This window comes from Mesorhizobium sp. M0340, from assembly GCF_040321535.1.
In the GTDB taxonomy this organism is placed as follows: domain Bacteria; phylum Pseudomonadota; class Alphaproteobacteria; order Rhizobiales; family Rhizobiaceae; genus Mesorhizobium.
Genome location: NZ_JAMYRR010000013.1, coordinates 139,047 through 155,881, shown reverse-complemented (window position 1 = coordinate 155,881; position 16,835 = coordinate 139,047). Strand labels below are relative to the sequence as shown.

Here is a 16,835-nt window from a genome sequence, read left to right as displayed (position 1 = left end):
GTCATTTCGTCATGCGCCCTGGCCGGGCAGGGCCATCACGTTTTCCCAATTGTCGCCGGCCGCGACGATGCAGCTTCTGCCGGCGACATCGGTGACGACGATACTCCAGGTTCCGGTCTCGGCGACAAAGACTTCCATGACCGCCTCATGACCGATCAGCCCCAAAGCAAACTGCCTTTCCTGGAACTTCTCGCTCAAATGGGCGACGAGCTCGCCATGTTCAACGCAGTATTGATATTGCGCGCTTGCGGTGTTCGTACCCACCGCCAATGCGCCAGCAAGAACCAGGGTTTTCACCCATCCCAACAGCGATTTGTGTGCCATAGGCACCTCCTTTGCCATCACGTTCCGGCAAAGGAGGGGTTTGACAGCCTCACTTTGCCGGAGCGATCCAGGCCGGTTCCGACGTCATCATCATCGCGTCGTTCCTTTCTGTGTTCCGGTCTGCCATCGGTGGGAACGATTCCAGATGTTCCCATTATGTTCCAGATATATGGTATCGGCAATGGAAAAGCGCAAGCAGGCGCCCAAGCGGGCGCCTGCAGATCCGTTTTACGGTTCTCGCCGAAAGAATGGGCAGGCTGCGCGGCCATGCGAGGCCGCTGCTACGCGCGAGCGTGGAACCTCATCAGGTGCCTGGCAGCGCCGCTATCGTCATCGCGCTCTCCCAGCCTTCGCCGACTGAAATCACGCAGCTTTGGCCTTTTGTGTCGCTGGCGAGGATGGTCCATGTGCCCTTGTCGGAAACGAAGACTTCAAGCACCACATTCGGATTGACGACGCCGACCGCGCTCGGGTTTTCATGAAACTTCTCGCCGAGCGCCTTGACCATATCGGCGCGTGCCGCACATTGCTCGGCAGCCATTGCCGGGACGGCGGAAAGGGCCATCGCAGCGCAAGCTACAGTCGCCATGAGACGTGTCATCTGACACCTCCTTTGCGCCGGACGATATCCCCGGAGCCGTCACCAGCGCCGTTGGTTGATCTGCCAGCGTCTGCTTCGCGGCAGGACTGCAACCTAAGAAGATTGCTGCCTTCTTGGTTCCATCACATTAGTGTTCATGCCGATGAAGATCGCGACAAAAAAGACCCGGGTCGAGCCCAGGCCTTCTTTTGCTTTCCGCGATCTGGATCAGTTCATCGTCGGGATGATGAACTCGGCGCCATCCTTCACGCCGGCCGGCGCGCCCGAAGCCGAAGGCGAGGACGCGCAGACAGAAACCGTCCGGCTAATTCATCGTCGGGATGACGAATTCGGCGCCATCCTTCAAGCCGGCCCGCGCGCCCGAAGCCGAAGGCGAGGACGCGCAGACAGAAACCGTCCGGCTAATTCATCGTCGGAATGACGAACTCGGCGCCATCCTTCACGCCGGCCCGCGCGCCCGAAGCCGAAGGCGAGGACGCGCAGACAGAAACCGTTCGGCTAATTCATCGTCGGAATGACGAATTCGGCGCCATCCTTCACGCCGGACGGCCAGCGCGACGTCACCGTCTTGGTCTTGGTGTAGAAGCGGAACGCGTCCGGCCCGTGCTGGTTGAGGTCGCCGAAGGAGGACGCCTTCCAGCCGCCAAACGTATAGTAGGCGATCGGCACCGGGATCGGCACGTTGATGCCGACCATGCCGACCTGGACCCGCGAGGCGAAGTCGCGCGCCGCATCGCCGTCGCGGGTGAAGATAGCGACGCCATTGCCCATCTCGTGCTCGTTGGCGAGCCTGATCGCGTTCTCGTAGGTCGGTGCGCGCACCACCGACAGCACCGGCCCGAAGATCTCTTCCTTGTAGATGCGCATGTCGGCGGTCACATTGTCGAACAGGCAGCCGCCCATATAGTAGCCGTTCTCGTAACCCTGCATGGAAAAGCCGCGTCCATCGACGACCAGCTTGGCGCCTTCCTTGACGCCGGTGTCGACATAGGACTTGACCCGCTCCAGCGCCTGCGCCGTGACCAGCGGGCCGAAATCGGCGGAAGAATCCGTCGACGGACCGACCTTCAGGCTCTCGACGCGCGGCACCAGTCTTTCCATCAGCCGGTTGGCGGTGTCGTTGCCGACCGGAACGGCCACCGAGATCGCCATGCAGCGCTCGCCGGCCGAGCCGTAGCCGGCGCCGATCAGCGCGTCGACGGTCTGGTCCATGTCGGCATCCGGCATGATGATCATGTGATTCTTGGCACCGCCGAAGCACTGCACGCGCTTGCCGGCCGCGCAGCCGCGCGAGTAGATGTACTGGGCGATCGGCGTCGAGCCGACGAAACCGATGGCCTTGATGTCGGGATCGTCGAGGATGGCGTCGACCACTTCCTTGTCGCCATTGACGACATTGAGGATGCCCGCCGGCAGGCCGGCCTCGATGAACAGTTCGGCAATGCGCATCGGCACGCCCGGGTCGCGCTCGGACGGCTTGAGGATGAAGGCATTGCCGCAGGCGATGGCCGGCGCGATCTTCCACAGCGGGATCATTGCCGGAAAATTGAACGGCGTGATGCCGGCGACGACGCCGAGCGGCTGGCGCATCGAATAGACGTCGATGCCGGGGCCTGCGCCATCGGTGAACTCGCCCTTCATCATGTGCGGCGCACCGATGCAGACCTCGACCACTTCGAGGCCGCGCTGGATGTCGCCCTTGGCGTCGGCGATGGTCTTGCCGTGTTCGCGCGCCAATATCTCGGCCAGCGCGTCATACTCCTTGGCGATCAGCTCGAGGAACCGCATCAGGACGCGCACGCGCCGCTGCGGGTTGGTCGCCGCCCAGCCGGGCTGTGCCGCCTTGGCGTTTTCGACCGCCGCGCGCAATTCCGCCTGCGAAGCCAGCGCCACCGTGCCGCGCACCGTGCCGTCCATCGGCTGCATGACGTCCTGCTTGCGGCCGCTGGTTCCGGCGACGCGCTTGCCGCCGATGAAATGACCGTATTCGATCATGGTCTCTCTCCCTGGTTCGTGATTAGGCATTGTCCGCCTTTGCGAGAGCGATGGCAACGCGAGCGAAAACGCAACCGTTGTGCAGAAAATAGATAGCGGTGAATATCTGTGCATCAAATGGCGCAAATGGTAGGCTGCGCCTGATATGGTGGAACTTTCAGGTTGAGCTTCTTCACACCCCTCCTCTGTCCTGCCGGACATCTCCCATGAACTGGGATGATGCCCGCATCTTCCTTGCCGTGGCGCGGGCCGGTCAGATCCTCGGCGCCGCCAGGCGGCTGGAGCTTAACCACGCGACCGTCTCGCGCCGCATCGCCGCCCTCGAGGATGCGCTCAGGACAAAACTGTTTCGCCGGCTTACCACCGGCAGTGAGCTGACGCCGGCGGGCGAGCGTTTCCTCGAGATCGCCGAACGCATGGAGGGCGACATGATCGCCGCGCGCTCGACTGTTTCAGGCGAAGGCGACGACGTGTCGGGCACCGTGCGGATCGGCGCGCCAGACGGTTTTGGCGTCGCCTTCCTGGCCAGGCGCCTCGGCGCGCTGACCGCTCTGCACCGTGAACTCACCATCCAGCTGGTGCCGGTGCCACGCTCCTTCTCTTTGTCACGGCGCGAGGCCGACATTGCCATCACCGTCGAGCGGCCGACGGAAGGCCGCCTGGTGGCGGGAAAGCTGGTCGACTACACGCTCGGCCTGTTCGCGTCGCGTGCCTACACCGACACCCATGGCCTACCCCGAACCGCCGCCGAGCTAGGGCAGCATACGCTGATCGGCTACGTGCCGGATCTGATCGTCAGTCCCTCGCTCGACTACGCGGCCGAATTCAGCGCCGACTGGCGCACCAGCTTCGCCATTTCCTCCGCGCTCGGCCAGGCCGAAGCGGTGCGTTCCGGCGCCGGCATCGGCATACTGCACACCTTCGTTGCCCGCTCGATGCCGGAGTTGGTGCCCCTCGATATCGTCGCACCCATCCGCCGCGCCTACTGGCTGGTCTATCACGAATCGGTCAGGCCGCTGCGCCGCGTCCAGGTCGTCTCGAGCTTCATCACCAAGGCCGTCGAACGGGACAGGGGTTTGTTCGCGTGAACCCTATCGGCAGGCGGCTGCCTTAAGCTGCCGGGTCTTACTTGGCGTATCGTCCCGGCCCGAGATCGCCGACGTCGATGTCCGGCACCCGGCTGGAGATGATGTCGGCTAGAACCTTAGCCGAGCCGCAGGCCATGGTCCAACCGAGTGTGCCATGGCCGGTATTGAGATAGAGATTGGAGAAATCGGTGCGGCCGATCAGCGGCGGCCCGTCCGGTGTCATCGGCCGCAGACCGCACCAGAAGGTCGCCGATCGCATGTCGCCGCTGCCCGGGAACAGGTCGCCGACCGAATGTTCGAGCGTGCGGCGCCGCGATTCGTGCAGCCGCAGGTCGAAGCCGGAAATCTCCGCCGTGCCGCCGACCCGGATACGATCGCCGAGCCGGGTGATCGCTACTTTGTAGCTCTCGTCCATCACGGTCGAGACCGGTGCGGCGGCGGCGTCCTTGATCGGCAGGGTGATCGAATAGCCCTTGACCGGGTAGACCGGGATGGGCCGCTTCAGCGTGCGCATGAACCGCGCCGAATAGCTGCCCATCGCCATCACATAAGCATCAGCGACCATCCAGCCCTTGCTGGTGCTGATGTTGGTGATGCGATCGCGCTTCTTGACGACGCGTCGTATCTCCGTGTCGTATTCGAAGGTGACGCCGCGTGCCGCGCAAAGCTCGGCAAGCCTGTCGGTAAACATCTTGCAGTCGCCGGTTTCGTCGCGGGGCAACCGCAGGCCACCGACGAATTTTTCGCGCACGCCGGCCAGCGCGGGTTCGGCCGCAATGCAGCCGTCGGGGTCGAGGACCTCGTAGGGGACGCCATAGGTCTTCAGCACCTCGACATCGCCGCCGACGCCGTCGAGCTGCTTTTGCGTTCGGAAAAGCTGCAGCGTGCCCTTGGCGCGCTCGTCATAGGCGATGCCGGTCGCCTCGCGCAGCACCTTCAGCGTGTCGCGGCTGTACTCGGCCAGCGGCACCATGCGCGCCTTGTTCAGCGCGTAGCGTTCAGCCGTGCAATTGCGCAGTATCTTGACCAGCCATATCCACATATGCGGATCGAGGGCCGGTCGCACCACCAGTGGGCCGTGCTTCATCAAAAGCCATTTGATGGCCTTCAGCGGAACGCCGGGCCCGGCCCAGGGCGAGGCATAGCCAGGCGAGATCTCGCCGGCATTGGCAAAGCTGGTTTCCAGCGCCGGGCCTTTCTGGCGATCGATCACGGTCACCTGATGGCCGGCCTCGGCAAGAAAATAGGCGGTCGTGACCCCGATCACGCCGCCGCCCAGCACGAAGATCTTCATCGTTTGGTTCTCCGCGGCGGCATCTCGTCGGGATTCGAGACCGGGATCATCGCCGCCTTCTGTCTGCCGGATTCTGTGGCGTCAGCCAAGTGCCGATGCTCAGGGAAAAGACATGCGTGAGGACAACAAGCTTGCGCCCTAGCAATTCACATAGCGCCGGTGGAAACGGTGGCCGAGGCTGGTCAAGACCTCGTAGCCGATAGTGCCGGCCTGGCCGGCTACCTGGTCCACTGTCTGCGACGACGGCCCGATTAGTTCAACGAGGTCGCCGGCCTTCAGCTTGCCGGGCGGCAGTGCGGAAATGTCAAGGATGATCGTATCCATTGAAATCCGACCGACGAAGGGCAGCCGCACATTTTCGAACCAGGCAGCGGAAGCGGCGCGACGATGCCAGCCATCGCCGTAGCCGAGCGAAATCGTCGCCGCGGCAAGCGGGGCCTTGGCATGGAAAGTGTGGCCGTAGCCGACACCGGCGCCGGCCTCCAGCATCCGCATCTGGATGACCTTGGCCTGCAATCGCACCACCGGCAGCATCGGATTGTCCTTCGCCGGCGTCGGATTGACGCCATAGAGAGCGGCACCCGGACGAACGAGGTCGTAGTGATAGCGCTGCCCGAGAAAAATGCCTGATGAATTGGCAAGGGAAGCCGGCGCTTCCGGCAGCATTCGGCGCAGCCGTTCGAATTCCAGCCGCTGCCGCTCGTTGGCCGGTTGCTCGGGTTCGTCGGCGCAGGCGAGATGGCTCATCACGAAGGTCAGTTCGACACCGTCGAAGGCCTGTGGATCCCGCGCGACTGCCTTCACCTCGGACGGCGTCATGCCGAGCCGCGACATGCCGCTGTCAACCTGGAGGGCGGCCGGCAGCTTACGGCCCACCCGTCCGGCCATTTCGCGCCATGCCGCGAGTTGGCTGGCGCTGTTGAGTACGCTGCAAAGCCCTGCTGCAACCGCTTCCCTTTCCGCACCCGGCGGAATGCCGTTCAGCACATAAATGGCTGGGTCTGAGCCGAGCGCCTTGCGCAGCAAGATGCCGCCGGCCAAATGCGCAACAAAGAAGGTATTACAGCCCTCAGCCATCAGTGCCGCCGCCACCGGTGCCGCGCCAATCCCGTAACCGTCGGCCTTGACCACTCCAGCACAGCTGACGCCGCCCAGCCGCGCCTTCAGCCGCCGGTAATTCTCACGGATGGCGCCGAGATCGATGGTCAGGATTGCCCCCGCCGCCGCTTCGCTGATCGGCTCGCTCGGGGCGCCAGCCTGCCGTGGAGCAACGGCCTGCGGAAGAGATTTGCTGGAGATGTCGTTCATGCCGACCTGTTTTAGCGGAAGGCCAGTGGCTACGCCACCAAATGCCGGAACGCTGCCACCACGTCTTCGTAGACCTTGCGCTTGAACGGCACGATCAGGCCCGGCAATTCCAGCATCGGCCGCCACGCCCACCGGTCGAACTCGGCCTTGTGGCCACCCGGTGGCGGATTGATCGCGATCTCGCTTTCGTCACCGTGGAAGCGGAAGGCAAACCATTTCTGCGTCTGGCCGCGATACCGTCCCTTGAAGGCGACGCCGACCAGATGCGCCGGCAGGTCGTAGTTGATCCAGTGCGGCGCCTCGGCCAGCAGCGACACCGAGCGCATGCCGGTCTCTTCGTAGAGTTCGCGCGCCGCCGCGGGCAGCGGCTCCTCGCCATCGTCGATGCCGCCCTGCGGCATCTGCCAGAGCTGCGTCGTTCCAGCGAATTCGCTGTCCGGCTCGGCAATGCGACGGCCGACCCAGACCAGGCCGTCGCCATTGAGGACCATCACCCCTACGCAGGGCCGGTAGGGCAGTGTCTCGGCGTCAACGAGCTTGTTCTTTGCCATCTCAGCCTTTTTCCGGATCTATGGCCACCGCCGAAATCGGCACGATCTCGATGCCGCGCTTCTTGGCCTCGGTCACCCAGGAAGACACGGTATCCACCGTCAGGTCGAAAGCCGAGCCGATGCCGACGGCAAACCCTTTCGCCCGCGCCGTCGCTTCCAGCCCATCCAGTTTCTTCAATATGGCGCCGCGGTCCTGCACCGCGTCGATCGCCGTATCGCCGCCGACGAACGGCACGCCGTCCTTCAGCGCCAATTCGGGTGCCAGGCTGCGCGCTGAGGAACCGTCATCGACATAGGCGAGGCCACGCTTGCCAAGCTCGGCCATCAATGGCCCCATTGCCGTCGCGTCGGCCGAAAAGCGGGCGCCCATATAGTTCATGACGCCGGTGTAGTTGGTCGTTCGCGACAGCGCCCAGCGTAAATTCTTCAAATTCTCGTCCGGCGTCGCAGCCACGGTCAGCGTGTTGCGGCCGGGATTGACGTTCGGATAGTCGAACGGCTCGAGCGGCACCTGCATGATGACCTCATGGCCGCCCTGCCGCGCCACCTGCATCCAGCGGCCGATGCTGTTGCCTTGCGGCGCGAAGGCCAGCGTCACCTCCGCCGGCAGCTTGGCGATGGCTGCCTGCGTGCCGGTCTGCGACACGGCAAGACCGCCGATGACGAGCGCCACGCGTGCACCGCGTGCGCCGGACCACGGCCGTGCATAGACATCGAACGGGCGCCGGCCGTCGGCGGCGCGGATCGGCAGCGGACCGGTCTCGCTGGCCTCGATCAGTGCCTTGTCGGGAATGTGCGCGATCCTGAGGTTCTGGCCGATCGTCGAAGGGTCGCGGATGACGATGGCCGCCTCGGGTGGACCATCGCCCTCCTCGGTCGGGACATGGATGATCTGCGGACCGCCCGTCTTCGGCCCGCTTATGTTGGCCCCGCTTGCGTTGCTTGGCGCTGCCGTTTCGGGCGTCGCCTTGGCTGGCGCCGCGGCGGTATCCGCCGCCGCCGACGTCTTCGGCGTCGAGACCGCTACTTCCTGCAGCTTCCGGAACGGCTTGTCGCGCAAGGCGATCGCGCTGGAGACGCCGACCATCGACAGCACGACAAGCGCGGCCGCGACCGCACCGGCGCTGATCCCGCTGCCCGAGCGCGACGGCCGGATCGCCTGTCCGAGAGGTCGTTCTATGTCCTTGCCGATATCAGCCAAGCCCGCACCCCCGGCGTGCATCCCCGAAGTAAAACCTTCTCCGGAGGCGCAAGATCCAAAATGTCGGCGCGTCCCCTTGCTTCACTGGACGCGCAGCATGCCGGCCGCAGCCCCGAATCAAACTGCCGGAGCCTCGCGGCCCCGGCAGCATCGCATCGCTTCGCTCAGGCAGCCAGACCCGTTTGGCCCGGCTTGCCCGCCCTTACTGGTTCAACACGGCCTTTTGCGGATTCGGCGGGAACGCCGGATCGGTCTTCTGGCCGCGCAGCAGCTGCTCGGCATAGATGAGCTGCAAATCGTCCTTCGGCTCCGGCGGCACATAGGCTGCCGAACCCGAACCGGTCGTGCCTTCGTCGGCGCCCTTGATATGGCCCTTGAGGTCGGATTCGCCGCGCGTCAGATCCCTGCCCTGCAGTTCCGCCGGCAGCGGCTGGTCGACCTTGATGTCAGGCGTGATGCCCTTGCCCTGGATCGACTTGCCGGACGGCGTGTAATAGAGCGCCGTCGTCAGCCGCAGCGCCCCGTTCTCGCCAAGCGGGATGATGGTCTGCACCGAACCCTTGCCGAAAGACTGCGTGCCGACCACCGTGGCGCGGCGCAGATCCTGCAGTGCGCCGGCGACGATTTCCGAGGCACTGGCCGAGCCGCCATTGACGAGCACGATCAGCGGCTTGCCGCCGATGTCGTCGCCGGCCCGTGCGTCGAAGCGGGTGACGTCCTTCGGATCGCGGCCGCGCGTCGAGACGATCTCGCCACGATCGAGGAAGGCATCCGACACGCTCACCGCCTGGTCGAGCAAACCGCCCGGATTGAGGCGCAGGTCGAGCACGTAGCCCTTGAGCTTGTCGTTCGGCACCTGCTTCTTGATGGTGTCGATGGCATTCTCGAGGTCGTCATAGGTCTTTTCGGTAAAGGAGGTGATCTTCATGTAGCCGATGTCGTTTTCGACCCGGAACTTGACCGCCTTGACCTTGATGATGTCGCGCACGACGGTCAGTTCGATCGGCTTGTCGGCGCCCTGGCGCAGGATGGTGAGCTTGATCGGCGTGTTGACCAGCCCGCGCATCTTCTCGACGGCGTCGTTGAGCGTCAGGCCGCGAACCTCCTCGCCGTCGATCTTGGCGATATAGTCGCCGGCGAGCACACCAGCCTTGGCGGCCGGAGTATCGTCGATCGGCGTGATCACCTTGACCAGGTCGTTCTCCATGGTGACCTCGATGCCGAGGCCGCCGAACTCGCCCTTGGTTTGAACGCGCATGTCCTGCGCTTCTTCGGCGTTCATGTAGGAGGAGTGCGGGTCGAGCGAGGACAGCATGCCATTGATGGCATTTTCAACCAGCGACTTGTCGTCGGGCGGCGTCACATAATTCGCCCGCACCCGTTCGAAGATATCGCCGAAGATCGCCAGTTGCTTATAGGTCTCGGAGCCCGCAGCCTTCGCCGTCGAGCCGGGCGCGCCATAGACCAGGCTCATCGCCGATGCACCCATCAGCGCACCGGCAAACAGAAGCGACAGTTTCCGCATCATTCACGTCCTTCCAGAAAAACGGTCCGCCCACCATGGGGCCGGATCGACGGGTTTTCCATCCTTGCGGAACTCGACATAGAGCTCCGGCGTGGCATTTCCATTCTTCGATGCCGAGGTGCTCGCCACCCGGGCCTCTCCCATCGCGCCGACCGGCTCACCTGCGAGCACCGACTGGCCAGACGCGACGCTGATTCTGCTCATCCCCGCCAGGACGACATGATAGCCGTCACCCGCATTCAGGATCAAGAGTTGACCGTAAGAGCGGAAAGGCCCCGCATAAAGCACATTTCCATCCGCCGGTGCTGTGACGATGGCTCCCGATTGTGTCGCAACCATGTCACCGAGCATCACCGCGCCGTTACCGTCGTTGGCGCCGAAGCGCCGCTTGATCCTGCCGGTGACCGGCAGCGCGATCTGCCCTTGCAGCGCGGAAAACGGCGCGGCAGCGGTGAGCCTGTTGCTCTCCGGCACCGGCAGCGAGGCCAATTCCGTCGACGCCGCAGCCGATGCCGGGCCCTTGTCGGCGTCGGCCGTCTTTTGCTCGGCTGCCTTGGCCGCATCCGCCGCCTTGCGGGCCCTATCGGCCTCGAGCGAGGCGATCAGTTCTTTCAGGCTGCCGGCCTTGGCCGCCAACGTCGCGGACCGCTGCTTTTCGGCGGCCAGCGCGGTTTGCGTATCGGCGGCGAGCTTCTGCTTGGCTTCGAGCAGCATGCCGAGCCGCTTTTTTTCCGCCGCCTGCTCGCCGATCGCTGCCGTCAGCCGCGCCCGCTCGGCCTCGATCGAGGCCGTCACCCGCGACTGCTCCTTGAGGTCGGTCAGCAACATGTCGGTCTGCTGGCGCAGTTCCGGCACCACGGCACCGAGCAGGATGGCGCTGCGCACCGACGACAATGCGTCCTCCGGCTTGACCAGGATCGCCGGCGGCGGATTGAGCCCCATGCGCTGCAGCGCGCCGAGCACTTCGGCCAGAACGTCGCGTCTGGCGGCCAGTGAGGCGCGGATCTTCTGCTCCTGCGCCTTAAGCCCTTCCAGCTTGCCGCCAATGTCCTCGATGTCCTGGCCGAGCTTCTGCTCGGTCATCGCCGACTGGATCAGCGCCGCGGTGATCGAGGCGTGGTCCTTCTTGACCGCCGCGATGTCGGCGGCGAGCTTGGCCAGCCGCTCGGACGACAGCGTGATCTCTTTCGATACTTTTTCGTATTCGGCGCGGCTCTGGTCCGGGTCGGGCGCCAGGTCGAGCGTGTTCTCAGCCCGCGCGACGCCGAGCGAAAGCGCGATCGCCGCCACGGCGATGCCGTAGCGCACGCGCCAGGAGCCCGTTCGTGATTTCCAGTCTTCAGACATTGAAGCCTAACTCTATGCGCGGCTTCGTTAACGAACCATCAACCATGTTCGAGCCCCGGCCGCCATCCGCAAACCCATGAGCCCAAACTCTTGATGAGCATTAGGGCAAAAATCCGGGCGGCTGGCATCAATTCGCCGACCGAGCCGACTTCATGAACGATGGTAGGGGTGACCGGAAAGGATCGTTGCCGCCCGGTAAAGCTGCTCGCCCAGCATTACCCGGACCAGCTGATGCGGCCAGGTCAGCGCGCCGAGCGACACCGTCAGATCAGCCAGGTCGCGCAGCGACTGGTCATGGCCGTCGGCGCCGCCAATGGCGATCACCAGCGCCTTGCGCCCGCCATCGCGCAGCGAGCCTATGCGGCCGGCGAAATCCTCGGAGGAAAGGTTCTTGCCGCGCTCGTCCAGCAGCACCAGCGCCGTGCCCGGTTGCAAGTGCGTCTGCAGCTTCTGGCCTTCCTCGCGCCGGCGCTCATTGGCCGTCTGCGCGCGGCCTTCGGCAATCTCGACGATCCCGGCGAATTCGAGGCCTACGGCAGGACCGCTCTTCGCAAAACGCTCGAAATAGCGATCGGCCAACTGCTTCTCGGGGCCGGCTTTCATTCGGCCCACGGCATGAACGGTAATCTTCATCCTTGCCTCGACGAGCCGCTGATGCATGTCGGACAACGACATGCATCAAGACGAGTACGGCTCAGTGGAGGGTCTCCTCTTCGAGATCGGGCGCCTGCCACATCTTTTCGAGATTGTAGAAGTCGCGGACCTCGGGACGGAAGACATGGACGATGATGTCGCCCGAATCGATCAGGACCCAGTCGGCGCCAGCCAGTCCCTCGACGCGCGCCGTGCCGAGCCCGGCATCCTTGAGCGCCTTGAGGAGGTGATCGGCGACAGCCGAGACATGACGGTGCGATCGGCCCGATGCGACGACCATGTAGTCGCCGAGGCTCGATTTCCCCTGAATGTCGATTGAGACGATGTTTTCGGCCTTGGAGTCTTCCAGACTGGCAAGGACTGTCTTGATGGCGCGGGACACGGCGTCGTTTACGCTGATCCCGGCCGGCGAAGGCACGATGTCGGCCTTCTTCCGAAGTGCTGTTCTCAGTGTATTTCCTTTCGCAGCAAGAACAACCAAATCACCTTCAAAATCAGGTGACACTGCTTAGATAGGCAGAGTTAGGTTGCAGTTTCAAGACACCGCTCGCAAGCAGGCGCCCGGCAGCGGCCGAATATGAGGCTTTCCGAGCGAGAAAATCGGAACCGCCTCGCCCCGCGGCGGTTATCGACTCATCCACGAACCGGAATCCCGACATGCCGATCGATCCCCAGAACGCTCTCCTCACCGTGCAATCCGGCCTGGCGCAACTCAGCACGCTGATCGTCTCCTACTCGCTTTCGGCGGTCGGCGCCGTCATCCTGCTGGTCATCGGCTATATCGTCGCCGGCCTCGCCGAGCGTTCGATCTATGCCGGCCTCGGCCATATCCATGGCTTCGACGAAACGCTCCGCCATTTCTTCTCGCAGGTCGTCCGCTACGCCATCCTCGGGCTGGTCGTGATCATGGTTCTCGGCCAGTTCGGCGTGCAGACCGCTTCGATCATTGCCGCCATCGGTGCCGCCGGCCTGGCCATCGGCCTGGCCCTGCAAGGCACGCTGCAGAACATTGCCGCCGGCATCATGCTGCTGGCGCTGCGGCCGTTCCGCATCGGCGAATATGTCGAGGTCGGCGCCATATCCGGCACCGTCGAGGAGATCGGGCTGTTCGCTACAACGCTGAGGACGGTCGAAGGCGTCTACGTGCTTGCACCCAACTCGACCCTATGGAACCAGCCGGTCCGCAACTTCACCCGCAACGGTGTGCGTCGCGGCGACATCACGCTCGGCATCGGCTCGTGGAACGACATCGACTTCGCGCAAAAGACCATGCTTGGCGTTGCCGCCGCCGACCGGCGTGTCAGGCGGCAGCCTGCGCCGATCGCCTTTGTCGCGACCGTCGGCGACAGCACCGTCGCCATCACCTTGCGCTACTGGACGGCGGCTGCCGACTTCTTCGCCACGCAGATCGACCTCACCAAGAGTGTCAAGCAGGCGTTCGATGCCGAGGGCCTTTCGGTCCCGGCGCCGGCACCGAAAGCGCCGCAGGCGGATGCCTCAGCCACACGGCAATAGAGCATTTGAAGCCAGCTGGAGGGTGTTCAAATTTCTTCGCGCCCGCGTTGACCTTCGGGCGCGAAGGCGAGATCGACGGGCAACGGCGCCTGCGCCGTCATCGGCGCGAAACTGCCGGTCTCGGTGGCGGGCACGGGCCGCACCATGACGACTCGCCAAAGAACGAACAGGCAGTAAGCGGCGGCAATGACGATTGCCACATAGATGAAGGCCTGCGTGCCGTATACGGCGGAAAGCCCGGTCACGATGCCGGGCACGACGAAGCCGGAGAGCGACCAGGCGAACAAAAGCGAGCTCGACAGCGCCACCATGTCGTCCTTGCCGGCGCGATCGCCGGCATGGGCGCTGGCCAGAGAGTAGATCGATTCCGAGGCGCCGTCCCAGACCACGTAGATGACGAGCAGCGCCACCAGCGCGCCGCCGTCGAAACCGAGGGCAAACAGGCCCGCCGCGGCGGCAAGCGCCGACGCCGCGATCAGCACGAAGCGCCGGTCGGTGCGGTCGGAAATCCAGCCGAGCGGGATCTGCAGGATCAGCGTGCCGACCGGCATTGCCGAAAGCAGCAAGGCGACGTCGGCCTGGCTGTAGCCCTTGGCCGTGGCATGGATCGGCGCAAAGCCCGAGATCGTCATCGACAGGCCGCCGACGGCAAGCATGCCGGCAACGCCGACCGGCGAGATCCGCCAGGCGCGGCCGAGCGCCACGGACGCCGCTTGTGGCGCTGGTGGCTGCGCGAGCCGCGTCAGCCCGACGGGAAGGATCGACAGCGCGGTGAAGGCAATGCCGATCAGCGGCGCGTCGGCCGCGCGGATATCGATCAACGCCAGCGTCGAATAGCCGACGCCGAGTCCGGCGACATAGGCAACGTAGAAGATAGCCATGACCCGGCCGCGGATGGCGTTGGCGACGACATCGTTCAGCCAGCTCTGCGCGACGATGAACAGGCCGCATATGGCAAAGCCGTAGAGCGCCCGTGCAGCGATCCACGGCAAGGGATGCGGCCCGGCGCCGACCGCGGCGTTGGACAGCACGATGAGTGCCGACAGCACCATGAACACGCGCGCATGGCCGACACGCCGCACCAGCGGCCCGGTCAGGATGCAGCCGGCGAGGCCGCCAGCCGAAAGGCCGGTGACGATCAGCCCCGCCCAAGTCGGATCGAAGCCCGCGGCGCCGAGCCGGACTGGGATATAGGCGAACATGAGGCCATTGCCGACGGCGATCAGCGCCATCGACAAGAGGATACTGGCAATGGCGATCGAGCGGGCCGGCTGCCCTAGACCGTTCTTGTCCTGGTCGCGCTCGAGAATCGTCATGACCGAGGATCGCCCATCAAGCTGGTCAAGGCAGCGGCAAAAGCGACATCAGCGGTCTTGCCTTCCGTGTCGGCTCAGCCCCTTGCTACCTTGCGGATCGCGCTCGACGACAGCGACGAACGAGGGCCGTGGATGAAGGTCCAGGCCGGCGCGTCCATGCGGGCGAGCCGCGGCGCGTCGCCCTCGTCTACGCGGGCATAGTCGAACGTCTTGGCGACCACAGACGACAGGAACGACAGTGTCGCGCCCGGCCGGTCGACCACCGCGATCGGGAACGTCATGACGATGCGGCGCCAGCGCTGCCAGCGGTGGAAGTCGCGAAGCGAGTCGGCCCCCATGATCCAGACGAAATCGACGCCGGGGTTACGCGCCTTGACCAGCGCCAGCGTATCGGCGGTGAAGCGGACGCGGTGGGCCGCCTCGAAGGCGGTGACCTTGATCTTCGGGTTCTTGGCGATCTTTTCGGATAGCTCCAGCCGCTTGGCCAGCGGTGCCAGGTCACCGGCATTCTTGAGCGGGTTGCCGGGCGTCACCATCCACCACAGCTGATCGAGCGCAAGGCGTCTGAGCGCGATCTCGGCGACCAGCGCATGGCCGGCGTGCGGCGGGTTGAACGAACCGCCGAACAGCCCGACCGCCACGCCTTTCCCGGCATGCGGCATCTTGAGGTAGCGCGGAGGGACGGGATGCTCGGAAGGGGATAGCATCGTGCTAAGCACCCCCCTTGCGGAGGAGATGTCCGGCAGGACAGAGGGGGGTGGCTGGGCGCAAACTTCAAGCCCTAGCGGCGAAAAAGGTCAAGGCCTCACCTGTCCCGACCCGCGTACGCGGTATTTGAACGACGTCAGTTGCTCGACGCCGACCGGCCCGCGCGCATGCATCTTGCCGGTGGCAATGCCGATTTCGGCGCCCATACCGAACTCACCGCCATCGGCAAACTGGGTCGAGGCGTTGTGCAGAAGGATCGCCGAATCGATCTCGCTGAAGAACCGTTCGACGGCCTTTGCATCCTCGGCGATGATCGCCTCGGTGTGATGCGATGAAAAATTCTCGATATGCTCGATCGCGCCGGCAACGCCGTCGACCAGCTTCACCGCAATGATGGCATCGAGATATTCGGTCACCCAGTCTGCATCGGTCGCGGGTTGGGCATCGGCATAAAGCTTCAGCACCTCGGCATCGGCATGGATCTCGCAGCCTGCCGCCTGTAGGGCCCCGAGGATCGGCACCAGGTGCGTGCCGGCGACGGCACGGTCGACCAGCAGCGTCTCGGCAGCACCGCACACCCCGGTGCGCCGCATCTTGGCATTGACCGCGATCTTGACCGCCATGTCGAGATCGGCCGATCCGTCGATATAGAGATGACAGATGCCCTCGAGATGCGCGAAGACCGGCACCCGTGCCTCGTTCTGCACACGCTCGACCAGCCTGCGGCCGCCGCGCGGGATGATGACCTCGAGATTGCCGGAAAGCCCTTTCAGCATTTCGCCGACGGCGGCGCGATCGGTGGTCGGCACCAACTGTATGGCATCCTCCGGCAGCCCGGCTGTCTTCAGCCCCTCGACCAGGCAGGCATGGATCGCGGCGGAAGAATTCGCCGAATCCGAGCCGCCGCGCAGGATCACCGGATTGCCCGCCTTGAGGCAGAGCGCGCCTGCATCGGCGGTCACGTTCGGCCGGCTCTCATAGATGACGCCGACGACGCCAAGCGGCGTGCGCACCCGTTCGATATGCAACCCGTTCGGCCGCTCCCAGGCGGCAATGACATCGCCGACCGGATCGCGCAACCCGGCGATTTCATTGATCCCGTCTGCCATGGCGCGGATGCGGGCGGGATCGAGCTTCAGCCGATCTATGAAGGAGGCGGAAAGCCCGGATTCGTGACCATTCGAAACATCGATGGCGTTAGCATCGAGAATGTCCTGCTCACGGGCGATGATGGCGTCGGCCATGGCGAGGAGCGCGGCATTCTTGGCAGCAGTGTTCGCAATGACCAGCGGTCGGGCGGCAGCGCGCGCCTTGCGGCCTATCCGTGTCATCAAACTGGCTACATCATCGCCTTGGTGTTTGTTCAGCATTTGACCGATCCAGTGAAGCTGGTGGATTTACACGCGGG

The 16,835-nt window shown here is 64.5% G+C and carries 17 protein-coding genes; 3 read left to right on the top strand and 14 right to left on the bottom strand.

Features of this window, described 5'->3' with window-relative positions; genetic code table 11:
* Nucleotides 1–9: 9 nt before the first annotated feature.
* Nucleotides 10–342, bottom strand: coding sequence for a hypothetical protein (locus tag NKI79_RS19725; RefSeq protein ID WP_352801632.1), 333 nt, complete (start codon nt 340–342; stop codon nt 10–12).
* Nucleotides 343–628: 286 nt separating this feature from the next.
* A complete protein-coding gene (locus NKI79_RS19720) occupies nt 629–925 on the bottom strand; it encodes a hypothetical protein (protein WP_352479612.1) in 297 nt (98 codons plus the stop codon).
* A 136-nt stretch (nt 926–1,061) separates the two neighbouring features.
* Here NKI79_RS19720 and NKI79_RS19715 point away from each other — a divergent pair, with 136 nt between their 5' ends.
* On the top strand, nt 1,062–1,346 hold the full coding sequence (locus tag NKI79_RS19715) for a hypothetical protein (protein WP_352803569.1): 285 nt from the start codon (nt 1,062–1,064) through the stop codon (nt 1,344–1,346).
* Nucleotides 1,347–1,423: 77 nt separating this feature from the next.
* Here the strand turns inward: NKI79_RS19715 and NKI79_RS19710 are convergent, their stop codons facing one another.
* Nucleotides 1,424–2,920: a CoA-acylating methylmalonate-semialdehyde dehydrogenase gene (locus NKI79_RS19710; protein WP_352803566.1), complete on the bottom strand. Its 1,497-nt coding sequence runs from the start codon at nt 2,918–2,920 to the stop codon at nt 1,424–1,426.
* Between the two features lie 206 nt (nt 2,921–3,126).
* Here NKI79_RS19710 and NKI79_RS19705 point away from each other — a divergent pair, with 206 nt between their 5' ends.
* A complete protein-coding gene (locus tag NKI79_RS19705) occupies nt 3,127–4,008 on the top strand; it encodes a LysR family transcriptional regulator (protein ID WP_352803563.1) in 882 nt (293 codons plus the stop codon).
* Between the two features lie 37 nt (nt 4,009–4,045).
* On the opposite strand, the gene NKI79_RS19700 is transcribed toward NKI79_RS19705, so the two are convergent.
* From NKI79_RS19700 to rsfS, 8 genes are all read right to left on the bottom strand, one after another.
* On the bottom strand, nt 4,046–5,374 hold the full coding sequence (locus NKI79_RS19700) for a D-amino acid dehydrogenase (protein ID WP_352803636.1): 1,329 nt from the start codon (nt 5,372–5,374) through the stop codon (nt 4,046–4,048).
* Between the two features lie 66 nt (nt 5,375–5,440).
* Complete coding sequence (alr, locus tag NKI79_RS19695; RefSeq protein ID WP_352803560.1) at nt 5,441–6,610, bottom strand: alanine racemase; 1,170 nt, start codon at nt 6,608–6,610, stop codon at nt 5,441–5,443.
* 29 nt (nt 6,611–6,639) lie between these two features.
* A complete protein-coding gene (locus NKI79_RS19690; protein WP_292658495.1) occupies nt 6,640–7,161 on the bottom strand; it encodes an RNA pyrophosphohydrolase in 522 nt (173 codons plus the stop codon).
* A 1-nt stretch (nt 7,162) separates the two neighbouring features.
* A complete protein-coding gene (locus tag NKI79_RS19685) occupies nt 7,163–8,362 on the bottom strand; it encodes a divergent polysaccharide deacetylase family protein (RefSeq protein WP_352803557.1) in 1,200 nt (399 codons plus the stop codon).
* A gap of 202 nt (nt 8,363–8,564) precedes the next feature.
* Entirely contained in the window at nt 8,565–9,890 is a 1,326-nt protein-coding gene (locus NKI79_RS19680) for a S41 family peptidase (RefSeq protein ID WP_023719673.1), read from the bottom strand.
* Nucleotides 9,891–11,234 (bottom strand): murein hydrolase activator EnvC family protein, encoded by a 1,344-nt coding sequence (locus NKI79_RS19675; RefSeq protein WP_352803554.1) that lies wholly within the window; start codon nt 11,232–11,234, stop codon nt 9,891–9,893. It abuts the gene before it with no gap.
* A 150-nt stretch (nt 11,235–11,384) separates the two neighbouring features.
* A complete protein-coding gene (gene rlmH / locus NKI79_RS19670) occupies nt 11,385–11,867 on the bottom strand; it encodes a 23S rRNA (pseudouridine(1915)-N(3))-methyltransferase RlmH (protein WP_352701338.1) in 483 nt (160 codons plus the stop codon).
* Nucleotides 11,868–11,928: 61 nt separating this feature from the next.
* A complete protein-coding gene (gene rsfS, locus NKI79_RS19665; RefSeq protein WP_023678068.1) occupies nt 11,929–12,306 on the bottom strand; it encodes a ribosome silencing factor in 378 nt (125 codons plus the stop codon).
* Between the two features lie 239 nt (nt 12,307–12,545).
* Between rsfS and NKI79_RS19660 the strand changes: the two genes are divergently transcribed.
* On the top strand, nt 12,546–13,403 hold the full coding sequence (locus NKI79_RS19660; RefSeq protein ID WP_254816404.1) for a mechanosensitive ion channel family protein: 858 nt from the start codon (nt 12,546–12,548) through the stop codon (nt 13,401–13,403).
* A gap of 26 nt (nt 13,404–13,429) precedes the next feature.
* Here NKI79_RS19660 and NKI79_RS19655 read toward each other — a convergent pair whose 3' ends face one another.
* The 3 genes from NKI79_RS19655 to NKI79_RS19645 all read right to left on the bottom strand — a co-directional run bounded on the left by NKI79_RS19655 (nt 13,430) and on the right by NKI79_RS19645 (nt 16,797).
* Nucleotides 13,430–14,719 (bottom strand): MFS transporter, encoded by a 1,290-nt coding sequence (locus tag NKI79_RS19655; protein ID WP_352803552.1) that lies wholly within the window; start codon nt 14,717–14,719, stop codon nt 13,430–13,432.
* A gap of 74 nt (nt 14,720–14,793) precedes the next feature.
* The gene (locus NKI79_RS19650) at nt 14,794–15,381 is read right to left on the bottom strand and encodes a nicotinate-nucleotide adenylyltransferase (protein WP_352479636.1); all 588 of its coding nucleotides are present in this window, start codon (nt 15,379–15,381) and stop codon (nt 14,794–14,796) included.
* Between the two features lie 135 nt (nt 15,382–15,516).
* Nucleotides 15,517–16,797 carry a glutamate-5-semialdehyde dehydrogenase gene (locus NKI79_RS19645; RefSeq protein ID WP_352803549.1) on the bottom strand — a complete coding sequence of 427 codons (1,281 nt, stop codon included), beginning with the start codon at nt 16,795–16,797 and terminating at the stop codon, nt 15,517–15,519.
* Between the last annotated feature and the right edge of the window lie 38 nt (nt 16,798–16,835).

Coding starts and splice junctions, on each gene's coding strand:
- NKI79_RS19720 (WP_352479612.1), bottom strand. CDS start 925: ATGACACGTCTCATGGCGACTGTAGCTTGCGCTGCGATGGCCCTTTCC.
- NKI79_RS19680 (WP_023719673.1), bottom strand. CDS start 9,890: ATGATGCGGAAACTGTCGCTTCTGTTTGCCGGTGCGCTGATGGGTGCA.
- NKI79_RS19660 (WP_254816404.1), top strand. CDS start 12,546: ATGCCGATCGATCCCCAGAACGCTCTCCTCACCGTGCAATCCGGCCTG.
- rlmH (WP_352701338.1), bottom strand. CDS start 11,867: ATGAAGATTACCGTTCATGCCGTGGGCCGAATGAAAGCCGGCCCCGAG.
- NKI79_RS19645 (WP_352803549.1), bottom strand. CDS start 16,797: ATGCTGAACAAACACCAAGGCGATGATGTAGCCAGTTTGATGACACGG.
- NKI79_RS19655 (WP_352803552.1), bottom strand. CDS start 14,719: ATGACGATTCTCGAGCGCGACCAGGACAAGAACGGTCTAGGGCAGCCG.
- NKI79_RS19675 (WP_352803554.1), bottom strand. CDS start 11,234: ATGTCTGAAGACTGGAAATCACGAACGGGCTCCTGGCGCGTGCGCTAC.
- NKI79_RS19710 (WP_352803566.1), bottom strand. CDS start 2,920: ATGATCGAATACGGTCATTTCATCGGCGGCAAGCGCGTCGCCGGAACC.
- NKI79_RS19705 (WP_352803563.1), top strand. CDS start 3,127: ATGAACTGGGATGATGCCCGCATCTTCCTTGCCGTGGCGCGGGCCGGT.
- NKI79_RS19715 (WP_352803569.1), top strand. CDS start 1,062: ATGCCGATGAAGATCGCGACAAAAAAGACCCGGGTCGAGCCCAGGCCT.
- NKI79_RS19690 (WP_292658495.1), bottom strand. CDS start 7,161: ATGGCAAAGAACAAGCTCGTTGACGCCGAGACACTGCCCTACCGGCCC.
- alr (WP_352803560.1), bottom strand. CDS start 6,610: ATGAACGACATCTCCAGCAAATCTCTTCCGCAGGCCGTTGCTCCACGG.
- NKI79_RS19650 (WP_352479636.1), bottom strand. CDS start 15,381: ATGCCGCATGCCGGGAAAGGCGTGGCGGTCGGGCTGTTCGGCGGTTCG.
- NKI79_RS19725 (WP_352801632.1), bottom strand. CDS start 342: ATGGCAAAGGAGGTGCCTATGGCACACAAATCGCTGTTGGGATGGGTG.